This is a genomic window from Luteimonas saliphila (assembly GCF_016774335.1).
Classification (GTDB): domain Bacteria; phylum Pseudomonadota; class Gammaproteobacteria; order Xanthomonadales; family Xanthomonadaceae; genus Luteimonas; species Luteimonas saliphila.
Map to the genome: position 1 here is coordinate 226,635 of NZ_JAETWA010000045.1, position 13,984 is coordinate 240,618.

General features: G+C 65.7%; 16 protein-coding genes. 9 read left to right on the plus strand and 7 right to left on the minus strand.

The features are described 5' to 3' along the window. The first annotated feature begins 1 nt into the window (after nucleotide 1). Genes JMO03_RS16350 through JMO03_RS16380 form a run of 7 tightly spaced genes read left to right on the plus strand, consistent with a single transcriptional unit; the run spans nucleotide 2 to nucleotide 8,707 of the window. Nucleotides 2–2,110 carry a phage tail tape measure protein gene (locus tag JMO03_RS16350; RefSeq protein ID WP_202844806.1) on the plus strand — a complete coding sequence of 703 codons (2,109 nt, stop codon included), beginning with the start codon at nucleotides 2–4 and terminating at the stop codon, nucleotides 2,108–2,110. After that, nucleotides 2,110–2,757, plus strand: a complete 648-nt coding sequence (locus JMO03_RS16355) for a DUF2460 domain-containing protein (protein WP_202844807.1) — start codon at nucleotides 2,110–2,112, stop codon at nucleotides 2,755–2,757. Before JMO03_RS16350 ends, JMO03_RS16355 begins: the two co-directional genes overlap by 1 nt. Then, the gene (locus JMO03_RS16360; RefSeq protein WP_202844808.1) at nucleotides 2,757–3,758 is read left to right on the plus strand and encodes a DUF2163 domain-containing protein; all 1,002 of its coding nucleotides are present in this window, start codon (nucleotides 2,757–2,759) and stop codon (nucleotides 3,756–3,758) included. The genes JMO03_RS16355 and JMO03_RS16360 overlap by 1 nt, the downstream gene beginning before the upstream one ends. Continuing rightward, on the plus strand, nucleotides 3,755–4,207 hold the full coding sequence (locus JMO03_RS16365) for an NlpC/P60 family protein (protein ID WP_202844809.1): 453 nt from the start codon (nucleotides 3,755–3,757) through the stop codon (nucleotides 4,205–4,207). The genes JMO03_RS16360 and JMO03_RS16365 overlap by 4 nt, the downstream gene beginning before the upstream one ends. Next, nucleotides 4,204–7,413 carry a phage tail protein gene (locus JMO03_RS16370; RefSeq protein WP_202844810.1) on the plus strand — a complete coding sequence of 1,070 codons (3,210 nt, stop codon included), beginning with the start codon at nucleotides 4,204–4,206 and terminating at the stop codon, nucleotides 7,411–7,413. The genes JMO03_RS16365 and JMO03_RS16370 overlap by 4 nt, the downstream gene beginning before the upstream one ends. Further along, nucleotides 7,413–8,087 (plus strand): DUF2793 domain-containing protein, encoded by a 675-nt coding sequence (locus JMO03_RS16375; protein ID WP_202844811.1) that lies wholly within the window; start codon nucleotides 7,413–7,415, stop codon nucleotides 8,085–8,087. The genes JMO03_RS16370 and JMO03_RS16375 overlap by 1 nt, the downstream gene beginning before the upstream one ends. After that, nucleotides 8,084–8,707 carry a hypothetical protein gene (locus tag JMO03_RS16380; protein WP_202844812.1) on the plus strand — a complete coding sequence of 208 codons (624 nt, stop codon included), beginning with the start codon at nucleotides 8,084–8,086 and terminating at the stop codon, nucleotides 8,705–8,707. The genes JMO03_RS16375 and JMO03_RS16380 overlap by 4 nt, the downstream gene beginning before the upstream one ends. On the opposite strand, the gene JMO03_RS16385 is transcribed toward JMO03_RS16380, so the two are convergent. Continuing rightward, nucleotides 8,672–9,586, minus strand: a complete 915-nt coding sequence (locus JMO03_RS16385) for an alpha/beta hydrolase (protein ID WP_202844813.1) — start codon at nucleotides 9,584–9,586, stop codon at nucleotides 8,672–8,674. The two genes, JMO03_RS16380 and JMO03_RS16385, sit on opposite strands and share 36 nt — an antisense overlap. Before the next feature lie 127 nt (nucleotides 9,587–9,713). Here JMO03_RS16385 and JMO03_RS16390 point away from each other — a divergent pair, with 127 nt between their 5' ends. After that, the gene (locus tag JMO03_RS16390) at nucleotides 9,714–9,965 is read left to right on the plus strand and encodes a hypothetical protein (RefSeq protein WP_202844814.1); all 252 of its coding nucleotides are present in this window, start codon (nucleotides 9,714–9,716) and stop codon (nucleotides 9,963–9,965) included. Between the two features lie 9 nt (nucleotides 9,966–9,974). Here JMO03_RS16390 and JMO03_RS16395 read toward each other — a convergent pair whose 3' ends face one another. The 6 genes from JMO03_RS16395 to azu all read right to left on the minus strand — a co-directional run bounded on the left by JMO03_RS16395 (nucleotide 9,975) and on the right by azu (nucleotide 13,222). Next, nucleotides 9,975–10,304 carry a zinc-finger-containing protein gene (locus JMO03_RS16395; RefSeq protein ID WP_202844815.1) on the minus strand — a complete coding sequence of 110 codons (330 nt, stop codon included), beginning with the start codon at nucleotides 10,302–10,304 and terminating at the stop codon, nucleotides 9,975–9,977. A 26-nt stretch (nucleotides 10,305–10,330) separates the two neighbouring features. Beyond that, the gene (locus tag JMO03_RS16400; protein ID WP_202844816.1) at nucleotides 10,331–10,585 is read right to left on the minus strand and encodes a hypothetical protein; all 255 of its coding nucleotides are present in this window, start codon (nucleotides 10,583–10,585) and stop codon (nucleotides 10,331–10,333) included. Beyond that, nucleotides 10,575–10,817: a hypothetical protein gene (locus tag JMO03_RS16405; RefSeq protein ID WP_202844817.1), complete on the minus strand. Its 243-nt coding sequence runs from the start codon at nucleotides 10,815–10,817 to the stop codon at nucleotides 10,575–10,577. Before JMO03_RS16405 ends, JMO03_RS16400 begins: the two co-directional genes overlap by 11 nt. A 2-nt stretch (nucleotides 10,818–10,819) precedes the next feature. Further along, complete coding sequence (locus tag JMO03_RS16410; RefSeq protein ID WP_202844818.1) at nucleotides 10,820–11,755, minus strand: SOS response-associated peptidase family protein; 936 nt, start codon at nucleotides 11,753–11,755, stop codon at nucleotides 10,820–10,822. A gap of 333 nt (nucleotides 11,756–12,088) precedes the next feature. Then, entirely contained in the window at nucleotides 12,089–12,487 is a 399-nt protein-coding gene (locus JMO03_RS16415) for a hypothetical protein (RefSeq protein WP_202844819.1), read from the minus strand. A gap of 279 nt (nucleotides 12,488–12,766) precedes the next feature. Continuing rightward, the gene (gene azu / locus JMO03_RS16420; RefSeq protein WP_202844820.1) at nucleotides 12,767–13,222 is read right to left on the minus strand and encodes an azurin; all 456 of its coding nucleotides are present in this window, start codon (nucleotides 13,220–13,222) and stop codon (nucleotides 12,767–12,769) included. 427 nt (nucleotides 13,223–13,649) lie between these two features. On the opposite strand from azu, the gene JMO03_RS16425 reads away from it, so the two are divergent. Beyond that, nucleotides 13,650–13,922 carry a group III truncated hemoglobin gene (locus JMO03_RS16425; protein ID WP_202844821.1) on the plus strand — a complete coding sequence of 91 codons (273 nt, stop codon included), beginning with the start codon at nucleotides 13,650–13,652 and terminating at the stop codon, nucleotides 13,920–13,922. The last annotated feature ends 62 nt before the right edge of the window (nucleotides 13,923–13,984 follow it).

Below are 13,984 nucleotides of genomic sequence, written 5' to 3' on the forward strand. Positions count from 1 at the left end.
TATGGCAACCCGCAGCCTCGGCGCGTTGACGTTGGACATCATTGCCAAGATCGGCGGCTTCGAGCAGGGCATGGACAAGGCTGCCCGTGTCGCTGACCAGCGCATGAAGCAGATCGAGGCGCGGGCTAAGAAGTTCGGCGTGGCTGTGGGCGTTGCACTGGTGGCCGGCGCGGGGATCGTTGCCAACGAACTTCGCAAAGCCATCAACAGCATGGACGAGCTGACGAAGGCGGCGCAGCGTGCGAATGTTCCGGTCGAGGAATTCACCAAGCTTGCCCATGCCGCCAGCTTGGCCGACGTTCAGATCCAAGACCTGCAATCGAGCATGGGCCGGCTCGCCAAGGCGCAGGGAGACGCGCTCAAGGAAACGTCGCAGCAGGGTCGCATCTTTGAAGCGCTAGGAATCGCGGTCAAGGACGCAGGAGGGAACCTGCGTTCGACCTATGAAGTGTTCCTTGACTTCGCGGATGCGTTCAAGCGCAACCAAGGGTCCCCGGAGATCATGGCGGCTGGCCTACTGCTGTTTGGCCGGTCGTTCCAGAACCTTGTCCCACTGCTGAAGGAAGGGTCGCAGGGGCTTCGCGATGCTGGCGACGAAGCGGAGCGCCTGGGGCTGGTGTTCAGCGCCGAGGCTGGGGCCAATGCCGAGAAGTTTAACGACGACCTGACCCGCCTGCGTGGCGCGCTTCGTGGCGTGTGGGTCGAGATTGCTCAGCAGCTTCTGCCGCAGCTTTCCGAGACGACGGACCGGCTGCAACAGTTGGCGAGGGATGGCGACCTCGCGTCCAACGCGGTCTCTGTTATTTCGGCGGCGATGAAGTCCGGCGTCTGGATCATTGAGCAGTACAACAACGCCGTTGCCCGGACCTCGATCGCCATCGAGACGGTCGCCAACTCCGCGAGCGGGCTTGCGGAGATCATGCGCAACGTCGGCGTCGGAGGGCTGCTGAATGAAGGTTCCGTCCGAGACGGAATGGCGAAGGTCGCCAAGGCATTCGAGGACGGGCAGAAGCAACTAGACAACCTGATCGAGCGCCAGAACAGCCCGTGGCGCAACGTCCGTTCGGGCTCGTCCACGGTCACTCCGGGCGGCTCCGGCCCTGACAACCTCTCAGCTCTTGGGTTGGCGCTGGGGGATGCTCCCAAGCGCGGCGGCAAGTCCGAAGCGCAGAAGCAAGCCGAACAGCTACAGCGTTCCTACGACTCCCTGATGGAGACGATGCGCGAACGCATCGACCTGATGGGCGTCGAGTCCGAAGTCTCGCAAATGCTGTACCGCGTCACGAACGGCGACCTGAAGGCGCTGGACGACACGCGCAAGCAAGCACTGCTGACGCTGGCGGAGGAATTCGACGCCAAGAAGATGCTGCGCGAGGAAATCGAGAAAGAGAACAAGGAGCGAGAAGAAACCCAGAAGCGGATCAAGGACGGTCTGAAATATGGCGAGGAAGTGCTTGACCATCTCCGGTTCGAGCTTGAGCTGATGAGGATGGGCAACGCCGAGCGCGCCGCTGCCATCCAGCTTTACGGCATGGAATCTGAGGCGGTCGCCAAGTACGGGGAGGCCATCATCCAGGCTAACCGCGACATTGAAGAACAGCTCAGGCAGATCGATGTGGTGGACGACTTCCGTTCGGAGTTCGCCGACTTTTTCGAGGACGTGCTGACTGGAACCAAGTCCATCAAGGACGCTTTCCGCGACATGCTGGACAACATCAACCGGATGATCCTGCGGCGTATCAACGAGAACTGGGTCGAGCAACTGTTCGGGCAAATGGGGACTACGCAGACAGGATCGTCTGGCGGGTGGCTTCAGCTATTTGGCAGCCTGTTCGGTAGCGGCAGGGCCAATGGCGGCGGCGTCAAGGCCGGGATGATCTATCCGGTTACCGAGTTCGGAGACGAAATGTTGACCGTCCGGGGACGGAACTATCTGCTGCCCGCCAGCTCGGGAACCGTCACCTCTAATCAGCAAATGGCGAGAGGCGGTGGTGGTGTGGTGTTCAACAACACCAACAACTTCAACCGCCCTGTAACGCGCAGCACCGGGCAACAGATCTCGCTTGAGATCGCTCAGAAGACTCGAATGGCAACGGTAAGGGATAGCTGATGGCACATCTTGAAGCATTCATTCCGGCCTGCGCGGCGTATGGCTGGGTCGGCGGCCCTGAGTTCAAGACTGAGGTGCTGCAGCTTCGGAATGGGAAGAAGCGGAAGAACGGAGAGTGGAGTCAACCCATCTATCGTTTCACGCTTCCGTTCAACAATATCAGCCAGGGGATGTACCTCGGAATTCTCAATCACTTTCTCGCATGCCACGGGCAGCTGCACACGTTCCTCTATCGGAACCCGCTCGACTCTGCGGCGAACGATGAAGCATTCGCCGTTGGTGACGGAACGACCACCGTCTTTCAGCTCAAGAAGGTTAGCAATGTCGACGGAGTGTTTATGCAGCGGGACGTGACTGCGCTCTTCGTGCCAGGCGATAACGGTTCTGCAGTCCAGGCATCCATCGAGGTCACCGAGGACACTGTGCCCGCGATGGCGACCGTCGATTACGAGCGGGGGCTTGTTGCGTTCGACTCTCCCCCCGAACTCGGCGCGATCCTTCGATGGTCTGGTGATTTCGCGCATTGGGTCAGCTTCGCGCAGGACTGGCTTCCGTTCTCGATCGACAACAGGTCGGGCGCCGAGTATGTCAATAACGGGACGATAGATCTGATCGAGGAAGACCCGCCGGAAGAGGTTGAATCCTGATGCGCGCCTGTTCGGAAGCGCTACTGCAGCATCTGCGCGGTTCCTCCACCACCATGTGCGGTCTGCTGAAGATCGGCCCGCTCGCAGACGGCAGCTATCTGTGCATGACCTCGCTAGACCGGGACCTCACCTACGACGCCACCGCATGGGACCCGGCCGTGACCGGCGGCGAGCAGACCTACCACGCATCCACCGGCTTCCAGGACTCCGCCTATTCGGCCACGCACGACCTCGGCGTCGACAACGCAGAAGCCGAGACCCTTCAGCCAGTGTTCCCGAATACCAACGGCGTCACCGTTGAGATGATCGACCGAGGCGACCTCGACGGCATCCCGTACGACATCCTGGTCGTGAACTACCGCGACCTGTCGATGGGGCACATCTACTGGGCCTCGGGCCCGCTGGGCGAGCAGATCGTTACGCGCGACGGCATCGTGAGGCTGGAGCTGCGCAGCTGGTCGCAGCTGATGAAGCAGCGGTCGGTGGTGCAGTACACGTCGGTCACCTGCCGCGCGGACTTCGGCTCGATGCCCATCGGTACCGGTGGCGGGATGATCGATGAGCGGTTCCCCTGCAACTACGACACCACCGACGAGTGGGTGCAGGTGGTGGTGACGGACGTCGGCACCGAGACGGTGCGCGAGTTCACCGTGGAGGCCGATGGCGGCGACACGCTGAACCCGGCGGCCGACTACTACGCGCCCGGCCTGATGGTGTGGGAGTCGGGCAACAACGCGGGCCAGCGGCTGGAGATCGAGGCCTACGACGACGGCGCCGTGAGCCTGATGATCGCCGCGCGCAACCCGGTGCAGGTGGGCGATGCCGGCCGGCTGCGGCGCTCGTGCACGAAGCACTGGACCGGGCACAACAGCTGCGAGACCTACGACAACCGGGAGTGGTTCCGCGGCGAGCCGAACCTGATGATCGGCGATGCCCTGGCGCTGAACGTGCCGGGCGTGGCCGGCGGTGGCAGCATCGACGGCACCGGTGAATCGGCATGAGGCTGCTGGGCGCGCCGTTCACCGACGAGGAACGGCTGGCGGCCATCGCCGCCGCGCGTGCGCTGCTGGGCGTGCGCTGGGGCCACCATGGGCGCGGCAGGCGCCTGGACTGCCTGGGCATGGTCCACGCCGCTGCCTGCGCCGTGCGCCCCGCCATTCCGGCCCTGCCGACCGACTACGGCCGCACGCCCTACGGCGGCACGCTGCGGTCGCGCATGTGCCAGTGGCTGGGCGACCCCGTGCAGCGCGAGCCCCGCCCGGGCGACGTGGTGTCGTGGACGCTCGCCGGCGAGGAAAACCATGTCGGCCTGATCACCGACCACCGCGACTACGGCATCGGCCTGATCCACTGCTATGCCCGCACCGCGGGCGGCAGCGGCGGCAAGGTGATCGAGCACGGCATCGACGCGAAAGAGCGGCGCCGCATCGTGGAGGTCTGGGCGCTATGAGCGGCAGCACCATTGGTGGGGTAGTCGGCGGCGTCATCGGCTTCGTCGTCACCGGCTTCAACCCTGCGGGCGCGCAATGGGGCGTCATGCTGGGCTCGATGGCCGGGTCGATCATCGACCCCGAGCGCATCGCTGCGCCCGACGGCCGCGACGCCCAGGAGCAGACCACCACCGACGGCATCCCGATCCCCGTCGTCTATGGCTCGCCGTCGCCGTTCATGGGCACCGTGCTGGATGGCGAGCGCAAGGCCCGCCGGATCAAGGGCAAATACCAGTCCGGCAAGGGCGGCCCGCGCGTGCAGGAGCCGGACAGTTACCTGTGGACCGGTGCCATCCTGATCTGCGAGGGACCGATCGACGGTCTGGCCTTCATCGTGCGCAACGGCGTGCTGGTGGCCGACTGGCGCGACAACCCGAAGATCCCAGCGGCCGAAACCGCCAAGTTCGCGAGCAAGATCCGCATCTACCTGGGCACCGAAGACCAGAACCCGGACCCGGCGCTCGAAGCGATTCACGGCGTGGGCAACACGCCCTACTACCGCGGCCGCGCCTACTTCGTCATCGTCGACGACGACGTCACCGACACCGCTGGCCGGATCGCGCAGTACGCCTTCGGCGTGGTCAAGAGCGGGCAGACCAACACGGTCACGGTGTCCGAGTACGCGACCCCGCCGCTGTCCAGATTCCAGAATGCCGACTGGCCGCTGGTCGACTCCGAGATCGAGTACGACCTGACGGGCTACATGCACAACTACAACGGGGACGGCGGCGCATATCTGTCCTCCTACACCGGCTCGTCCATTCAGGACATCAAGAGCCACTTCGCCGACCACCTCGGCGGCAACCGTTCCTTCACCGCGTTTCTGGGGTGGTCAGCCTCCACGGCCGTCGAGCCCGGCGGCGTCGCATCCGGGCCGTTGGGGTCTTTCGGTTACACCGGGCTGCAGACGCAACCCGATGTGACGGACAACGCGCTGCTCTGGCTCGTCTTTGCGGACACGCAGCCAGAGAACATCCTCAGCACGATCGACTGCACGACGGTGCCGCTCGGCGCGCCGCCGAACACGTTCAACGAGTCCGGAATGCAGGTGATGCAGGTGCCAGGGAGCTACCCGGGCGCCTTCATCATGGCGGGCTACTGCATCCCGCCAGGTGCGCCCTACATCGTGGCCGGGCTGCCGGCGCTCTACATCAGGGTCAGCCGCAAGCGGCGAATTCCGGACTACGAGTTCGGAGATCCGTGCGACGAACGGATGCCGGTCAAGCTGCCGGATGCGCCGGCCTACCACATCGACTGCGATGGCGTGATCGACGGTTCCCCGGAGATATCGACCGCTACCGGGATCTTCCGTCACTTGAGGCTGCTTCAGTTGCAGACGATCGACGGACGCCTCCAGGTCACGGCGTACCCGGTCGGTCCCGTCCTGCGCAACGACGACCCCAACTACAGCAGCCAGGTCTTCTGGGAAAACGCCTACAACCAGGCCGTGCTCGCCGGTCGGATTCCAGCGGGTCTGACGTACGGCGTCGACTATCCGCAGGCATCGAGCACCGCCACCAATCCGGTCTACATCTACACCTATAGCACCACCACCATCGAACCGGACGAGGTGTTCCTGCAGGAGGTTCAGGAGGATCTGGCCTACCGCTGCGACGTGCCCGCGTCGCGCATCGACGCGAGCGAGCTGGCGGCCATCCCGATCCCTGGCTACATGGTGGCCACCCCGGCCACGGGCGCGAATGCCAGCCGCGGGCTGCAGCCGATGTTCTTCTACGACATGCCGGAGGTCGACGGCAAGATCCGTTGCGTGGTGCGCGGCAAGGCCGCAGTCGGCACGCTCACCGACGACGACTTCGTCTCGATCGAGACCGACGACGAGGACATCCGCAGCCAGCAGATCGAGTTCCCGAAGAAGATCCACCTGGCCTATCCGGACCCGGAGCTGAACTACGCCGTCACGAAGCAGACGTTCTCGCGCGAGGCGGCGAGCGTGGTCAGCGTGGACGAGCAGATCGTGAGCACCACGATTCCATTCAGCGGTGACCAGGCTGCCAAGATCGTCGACATCATGGGCAAGGTGGCGTGGGCTTCTGCCGAAGGCAGGATGAAGTGCACGCTGCCGCGCGAATTCACGCTGTGGACCCCGGCCGACTGCTTCAACTACAACGGCAAGCGCTGGGAGATCTTCAGCGCCAACTACGACAGCTACGCCACCATCGCGCTGGAGGCCCGCTACGACCGCGCCTCGAACTACCTGTCCATCGCCACGGGCAAGGATGCGCGGCCGCCCGGCGAGCAGACTTCCGGCCTTCGCGGCCCTACGCGACTGGAGACGATCAACCTGTCGCCGCTGCTCGATTCGCAGGATCGGCTGGGCCTCTACTTCGGCGTGTGTGGCATCCTTGAGGGCTGGCGCGGTGGCATGGTCAGCGCCTCCATCGACGGCGGCGCCACGTACACCACGCTCGGCACCTGGCGTGACGGGTCGGTCATGGGGCACTCCACCACGGCGCTGGGCGAGGCCAGTCCATGGGTCTACGATCCCGCCGCCACCGTGACGGTCAAGGTGCACGGCGGAGAGTTGGAATCGGCCACGTTCCTGCAGTTGCTCAACGAGGCGAACGCCTGCGTGATCGGCGACGAGGCGATCCAGTTTTCCCAGGCCGTGGAGTTGGACGAATACGTCTACGAGTTGACCGGCCTGACCCGCGCTCGCCACGGCACCACGATGCAGGCGCATGGCGTGCACAGCCGGTTCGTGCTGCTGGGGGGATCGCTGAACTTCGTGGAGCTGCAGGCGTCGTGGATCGGGCGCACGATCACCCTGCACGTGCAGAGCATCGGCACGCCGGCCGGCACCGGCTACACCGAAACCTTTGTCTGGCAGCCGGCCAACGCGCAGACCGAGTGGCAGCCGTTCCAGTTCCAGCACGAGCACGACGGCAGCAGCACGCATGTCAGCTGGAACGGCCGCGGCCGGCTTGGCACCACCGCCACCCCGTTCCATTCCAGCTACTTCGACGGTTACCGGATCACACTCACGGATGGCGCCACGACGGTGACCTTCGATACCGCCGCGACGAGCTTCGACTACAGCGACGCTCAGCGCACCGCGGACTTCGGCAGCCTCGATCCGCTGTCGGTGTCGATCTCCGCATTGAACCGCATCACGGGCCCCGGCCCGGCACTTACAGGAACGATCTGATGTCCGTTGAGCCGAGAACCAATCTGTCCTTCTGGCCGCCCGGTGCGATGCAGCCGGACCTTGTGTTCAACGCCATGATCTTCTGGCTCGCCGTGTGGGCGCAGGGCGTGGTGCTCTCCCAGGAGAACGACCCACCAGGCTCGCCTGATCCTGGCGACACGTATCTGGTCCAGACGGGCACCGGCGCGTGGGCGGGGCAGGACGACAACATCGCGTACTGGGACGGCTTCCAGTGGAAGTTCTTCGTGCCGGGCGAGGGGTACTTCGTCCGCGATCTAGACGCCGATGTCTGGCTCACCTACAGCACCGGCAGCGGGTGGACCGTCTGGGCGGGCTCCGGTGGCGATCTGCGCAACACCACGACTGCGATTACGTCTGGCACGACGGTAACGATCGACCTGTCGCAGGGCGACTACTTCACCTTGACGCTGGCGCACAACGCGACCGTCGCTTTCTCGAACCCTCCGGGGAGCGGCAAGGGCTTTTCTGTCCGCCTGCGCGTTACGCAGGATGGCACCGGCGGGCGTTCGCTGACCCAGCCGGCCGCCGTGAAGCTCACCGATGGCAGCGACCTGGCGATTCAGTCGGGCGCCGGCGTCGTGACGCTGGTCCACTACACCAGCGATAACAACGGCACCAGCATCGACGCAACAATCAAGGCGCGCGGCGTATGAGCCTACTCGCCGCGCACGCAATGATGATGGCCAGCGGCGACGTATACGCGCCGGCCTGGAATCCCGCCGACTGCCACTCCAGCATCGCGCTGTCCTCCGCCAACACCATCGCCACGCGGACCACTGCAGCAGCGGCTTGGCGCTCTGTCCGCAGCATCACGTCGCACAACTCAGGGAAGTGGTACGCCGAGTGTGAGAACTTGGCGAACGGCGCGAGCAACGGCTCTGCGATATTTGGAATTGGCGATCCAATCGACGCGCTGACGATCTACCCGGGGCAGTCAAACAGCAGCTACGGGGTGCAAGCGAACGACCCGGGAGGGAAGCGAACATATACCAACGGAATCCCAACGGGTCGCGCTGGCGCTACGATAGGAATCGGCGGAGTGAGTTGGGTAGCGGTTAACTTCGGCCCCGGCCATATCTGGTTCGGCGATAGCATTAGCGGCTGCTATGCGGGCGACCCCGCCGCTGGGACGGGGCCGCAATACACGTTTGCAGCAGGCACCGCCCGTAAGCTCATGCTCGGCCTGTTCAGCAACCCGCAGTCCTGCCTGCTGCGTAACCATCCAGGCCAGAACCTGCTAACGATCCCCGGTGGCTTCTCGATGTGGGGCTGACGCCCCCCACAGCAGCCGGGCCATCGTTGGCGATATGTCGTGCTGGTCGAGTTCATCGACCACAAGTCCGAACTGCCCGCCAAGCTCTGCCGCGCGCTTCTCCACGAACGGCCGGTAGGTGTGGGCAAGATCGCCTGGGAAGCAGCAGGGGTCATGCCGCACCAGTACCTGGAACTGCTCGCGGCCCTCGGAAGCGGCCATAAGGTACAGGTCGATGTAACCCATGCTCAATCCTGGCAGCGACTGCTCGTGGTCGCCGATCGAGTGCGGGACGAATTGGCGCAGGTATTCCGGAAGCGAGCCAGCAATCTGGTAGCTGCGCTGGATGCGCGGGTCCATCGCGGCGTAGACAACCGTTGTCCAGCCGCCGCCGGACAGCCCGACCATGATCACCTCGTCGTAAGCCTTCTGCTCCAGGGCATAGTTCAGCCCAAGGGCCACCGGCTCTAGGAAACGACGCAAGGGGTACGGCTCGCCATCGATCCGTTCGTGATAAACGCCCGGCAGCATGCTGATCGCGAGCACGTCATAGCCGGCCGATTGCAGCGCCCGCGCGCCGAACGCTTCCTCGGCAACCTGCTTGTGGCCGCCATGGTAGATCGCGAGCGAGCGCGACGGCTTGTCGGCGGGCAGGATCGAAGCCCTCACCAACTCGCGGCCCGTGGGCAGTTCGCCACCGAACACCTCCCGGATCAACTGCGCCCGGAGGCGGTGCACGTCCTCGACGGTGCGCACCTGCGTTTCCGCCTCGAAGTCCGGGATCGCCAGCTCCGGCGGCGGCGGGGCGGTCACCACGGGCTTTTCCTGCGACAAGCGCCAAGCCCACGTCGCGCCGGCCGCTGCCGTCAACACGATGAGAATTGCGACGTTGCGCTGCATGCCCCTCCGCCCCCTGTGGCAGGTGGCCTATCCTACCTCGGAGCGGGATATGGCTCCGACGATAGCCGGGTGACCTTTGTGGGCCGTCCGTCGCGCCCCACGCGACGCATGGGCGTACCCTGCGCCCATGCTCCCCGACAGCTACCGCTGGGCCGATTCCGACACCGGCGCCGTCCTGTTCCAGCGCTACGGCGCCGTGGCGAAGGTCACCGTCGACGGCCGGGTGACCCTGATCGGCGGCAAGCGCATCGAGGGCCCTGCGGCCAGCCTGGCGCAGGGGAAGCGCTTCGTGGAGCGGTGGATCGCCGCCAACGGGGCGCCGCTGCGCGCGCGGGAGCGGGAGATGCGCGACAGACTGCGCAACAGGGCCGGCACCTGAAGGGCAGAGTCAGTGCTGGCGGCGTGAAATCAGCTCGATCAAGCGCCCACAATCGTCCGGGCCCATGCGCCCGATGTGGGCCTCGTGCTCTGCCAGGCCCATGGCCTCGGCCATCCAGAGGTACGCGGCCGACCGGCTCATGCCACCGCCCTGCCATAGGCCGTCCAGGGCGGCGTGTGCGCGGCGACGCCACTCCCGGGTATGCGCGTCGGCCAAGGACCCCAGCGGACGCGTAGTGCCGGCGTAGCAGCGGATATATGCGTCGCAGGGGGTGCACTTCCAGGCGGGGCCCCAGTCGGCGGGGTAGGGGTAGCCCGGGTCCGCCGGCGCCAGCAACACGGCCGGTTCGCGGCAGTAGGGGCAGGCTACTCCGGGAATGGCGTGTCCTCGTCGCCTTCGCTGCCGAACAGGGCGGCGTCGAGGGCGCCGTCGACGATGTCGTCGATCCGTACCGTAGCCAGCTCACGCAGTTCCACCGGAGCCTGCGCCTTGATCTCGTCGGCCCGCTCCCAGAACCAGGCAATGAAGTCGGCAGGGGTACGGCCAGCGCGCTCGTTGGACCAGATGGCCACGTCGATCGCCAGGCGCTGCAGCGCGGCCTCGACCTCGTCAGGCGTCATCGCAGGGCTCTCCGTCGTCGCCGGGGATCAGCCCGGCCTCGTGCAGGATGCAGCTCAGTCGCGAATCGACGTGAGGCAGGTCCGCTGGCGCGGCGCTCTCGCGGATCTCGTCGGCGATGCCGGCGAAGGCGTCCATCTGGTCCGAGGCCTGCGTCTCGGCCAGCAGTTGCGGCATGTGGGCGGCGAGCTCGTCGAGGCGGCGATCAAGGGTGGCACGGTCCTGGTGGGGCATGGTTACGCAGCCTTGCGGTGTTCGTAGTAGGGGTGGCGCTTGTCGTCGAAGATGGCGTAGAGCGCGTCGAGGCGCTGTGGATCCGGGTTGAGCCAGGCCTCCAGGTGCTCGGGCTTGATGTTGATGATGGTGCGATCGTGGCCGGCGGCGGCCACCTCCGGCTCGGGCTCGTCGGTGATAGCGGCGAAGCAGGGCATGTCGGGCTCTTTGCCTTCGGGATCCGTCCAGTTGGCCCAGAGGCAGGCCACCAGCATGGGCTCGCCGGTCTTGGGGCGGAACTGCAGGCGGACATTCTTGCGGTCCGGGCCCTCGACGTTCTCGAAGAACGTGTTCACCACCATGAGCCCGTGCGTGTAGCCGAACTGGTGGCGCCAGTAGCGCTCCAGGTTGTCCCGACGGGCGTTGTAGGTGCCACTCATCTGGCCGGTGCGGGTGAAGTCGCTCGATGCCGGCTTGCCGGGTTGGCGGAGCTGGTACCTCATGGGGCGGACCACGTACCCGTCGCCCTCGCGGATCAGCACCGGCACCCACCACTGCGGGTAGAACTGCCAGTCCCGGGGCTTGAGCTCGGTGCGGTGCAGGTCCGCGATCCAGCCCTTCAGCTGGTCGACCTTCCGCGAGGCGCGGCCAACCTCGGTCTCCGCGGTCTTGGTGTGCTTGGCCGCCAGCTTCCGCTCATTGTCGGCCTTGCGCTTGGACTGCTTGAACAGCTCCTGCTGCCAGTCCTGTTCGTCCTGGGCCAGCATGGCGTCCATGGCCTGCGCGACCTCGGGTGGCAGATCAGGCCGGAGGGTGTCGATCAGCGCCTTGGGGATCTTCTTCCGTTCGAGGCCGTTCTGCTGCAGCCAGAGCTTGGCGAAGGCCTTCAGGTCCATGATGGCGCCGACTTCGCGGACCATTTTGCGGTAGTCGGAGTGGATCTGGGCGGAGTAGCACATGGGCGGGATGGTAGCGCCGGCCTGTGAAAAGGGGAGCATGCTCGGCGTAGGAATTCCCCGACACGCCAGCACGCTGCGGCCCGATTGCTTGGTCCCGGCCCCACGGGCACCCTGACCCTGCCAGCAACGCACGGCGCACCGACGCGACCATGGCGGAGCCATCCAGCCGTGCGGACCCCGTAAGGGATTGCGGGGTCGCTGGCACACCTCGCGGCCAAAGCGCCGCGATTACGCCACCGCTACGCCAAAGTAGTGGACAGTTGCGGAAATAGTGGACAACGAGGCTCGGAGAAACTCACGCAACCCGTTGAATTCATGGCGCCCGAAGTTGGACTAGACACGCCGGTTCCCCTTGCGCCGATTCTCCGCCCTGGTGATGACCCGAAGATTGCCATCCCAGTGAAGCCCGCTGAAGTTTTTCCCCAGTAGCGGCTCTATGTGGTCAACCTCGTGGGGAATTCCGGTCTCGCTTGTGAGTCGCCGCGCTTCGGCATAGATGGCCTGAATAGCCGCCACGTCAGCCCACGGCGGCATGGCCTCGCGCAATCTGGCATGGTGCAGGTGCTTTACATGGGCCTGCTTCGCGCGCCGTTCGCGCTGGGCGGGTTCGCATAACAGCTTGCACAGCTTGGCCCGCTTGGCTGCGGTCAGACCTTCCGCCGACAGGCCAGCGCCTTCGATCATGGCAATCTGACGAAGGCGCAGCGACCTTGCTTTCTCATAGCGAGACATGGGCAGAGCGGCACCACGGATTCGGTTTGTGCTCACTGTGCTAACCGATGCGTCAGAAAGCCCAATTGTACACCACGCCGGTCCTCTAAGTCGTTGTTTGACATAGCTTCAGACGAACGGCTGGGCTTTAGGAGGGGGACGCTCTATCCAGCTGAGCTACGGGGGCCAAGTGGGTGGATTTTCGCATGCCCGGAACGAACAAGCCAAAACGAAGCGAGGCCCGCGGTGGATCCGCGGGCCTCGTCGTGGGTGGGGCGATGTGCGGCGGGTCGCCGCGTCTCAGGGCGTGACGGTCACCGTGCCACGCATCAGCGAGGAGTGGCCGGGGAACGAGCAGAAGAAGGTGTAGGCGCCCCCGGCCTTGAGCTTGCTGCCGGGAAGCGAGGCGCTCGTGGTCTCACCGCCGCCGATCAACTTCGTCGCCGCCAGGACGCGCGCATCGCCCGCCGGCAGGTAGCCGCCCGCGGCACCGGCCTTGAGCCCGTCCTTGGCCACGGCGTCCGCGTCGGCGGTGGCCGTGACCACCACGTTGTGACCCATCGCCGCGACCGGCAGCTTGCCGGTGTGCTGCAGCTCGATGGAGACGCTCTTGCAGGCGGCCGAGACGCTGACGCTCTTCTGGTCGAACTGCATGTTGTCGCCGCCCTTGAGCTTGATCGTGCAATTGGGGGCGGCCTGGACCACACCGGCGCAGCCGAGCAGGGCCAGGGCGAGGAGGGATTTGCGGATGTTCATGGGGTGGTACTCCGTAGGGTCGGGTGTCGATTCCGGTTGACGCCATGGTCGCGCTTTGCAGGGCGCGGTGCCTTGATCTGGATCAGCCGATGCGGATGCGCCGCATGTGAGACTAGCGTTGCACGGCGCCCAGCCGCTATCCCGGGGCTGAATGCCGGTTGGGCATCGCCTGCGCGATCGCGAGGGTGCGCCGCGGCCCGTCCGCAGTGCATCGACGCCTCCGCTCGGGCGTCTTCACTCCCGTCACCGCTTGCCGATCAATGTCGACCTTTGAACCGCCATCGCCCTTGCCCGGCCCGGACCTCTGTACCGAGGAGGAGGTGGCGCGTCTGGTGCACGCGTTCTATGCCCGGGTGCGCGCCGACCCGCTGCTGGGGCCGGTATTCGCAACGCATGTCGCCGACTGGCCGGCCACCTGGCGCATCTGGTGGACTTCTGGTCGGCGATGCTGCGCGGCACGCGCCGCTTCAGCGGGGCCCCGGTGCAGCGCCACAACGCGCTGCCGGGGCTGGATGCAGCGATGTTCGAGCGTTGGCTGGCGCTATTCGCGGAGACCACGGCCGGCCTCGGCAACCAAGCGATGCAGCGACTCGCCGACGAGATGGCGCAGCGGGTGGCGGCGAACCTGCAGGCGCGCTATCGGCCGGAGGACGGGGCCGCGGACGCAAGCGGACTCCATCGCAGTCGGCCTGGGCGGTGAGGGACGCAATATCGAGGCGGGCGGGCCTGGGGCGGGTGGGATGGAGTCGTTCCTGCGCGTTG

Bases quoted from the DNA above. Each gene is read 5' to 3' on its own strand.
- JMO03_RS16350 (WP_202844806.1), top strand. From the start codon at position 2: ATGGCAACCCGCAGCCTCGGCGCGTTGACGTTGGACATCATTGCCAAG.
- JMO03_RS16365 (WP_202844809.1), top strand. From the start codon at position 3,755: ATGAGGCTGCTGGGCGCGCCGTTCACCGACGAGGAACGGCTGGCGGCC.
- JMO03_RS16370 (WP_202844810.1), top strand. From the start codon at position 4,204: ATGAGCGGCAGCACCATTGGTGGGGTAGTCGGCGGCGTCATCGGCTTC.
- JMO03_RS16400 (WP_202844816.1), bottom strand. From the start codon at position 10,585: ATGACGCCTGACGAGGTCGAGGCCGCGCTGCAGCGCCTGGCGATCGAC.
- JMO03_RS16405 (WP_202844817.1), bottom strand. From the start codon at position 10,817: ATGCCCCACCAGGACCGTGCCACCCTTGATCGCCGCCTCGACGAGCTC.
- JMO03_RS16360 (WP_202844808.1), top strand. From the start codon at position 2,757: ATGCGCGCCTGTTCGGAAGCGCTACTGCAGCATCTGCGCGGTTCCTCC.
- JMO03_RS16375 (WP_202844811.1), top strand. From the start codon at position 7,413: ATGTCCGTTGAGCCGAGAACCAATCTGTCCTTCTGGCCGCCCGGTGCG.
- JMO03_RS16380 (WP_202844812.1), top strand. From the start codon at position 8,084: ATGAGCCTACTCGCCGCGCACGCAATGATGATGGCCAGCGGCGACGTA.
- azu (WP_202844820.1), bottom strand. From the start codon at position 13,222: ATGAACATCCGCAAATCCCTCCTCGCCCTGGCCCTGCTCGGCTGCGCC.
- JMO03_RS16410 (WP_202844818.1), bottom strand. From the start codon at position 11,755: ATGTGCTACTCCGCCCAGATCCACTCCGACTACCGCAAAATGGTCCGC.
- JMO03_RS16385 (WP_202844813.1), bottom strand. From the start codon at position 9,586: ATGCAGCGCAACGTCGCAATTCTCATCGTGTTGACGGCAGCGGCCGGC.
- JMO03_RS16390 (WP_202844814.1), top strand. From the start codon at position 9,714: ATGCTCCCCGACAGCTACCGCTGGGCCGATTCCGACACCGGCGCCGTC.
- JMO03_RS16415 (WP_202844819.1), bottom strand. From the start codon at position 12,487: ATGTCTCGCTATGAGAAAGCAAGGTCGCTGCGCCTTCGTCAGATTGCC.
- JMO03_RS16355 (WP_202844807.1), top strand. From the start codon at position 2,110: ATGGCACATCTTGAAGCATTCATTCCGGCCTGCGCGGCGTATGGCTGG.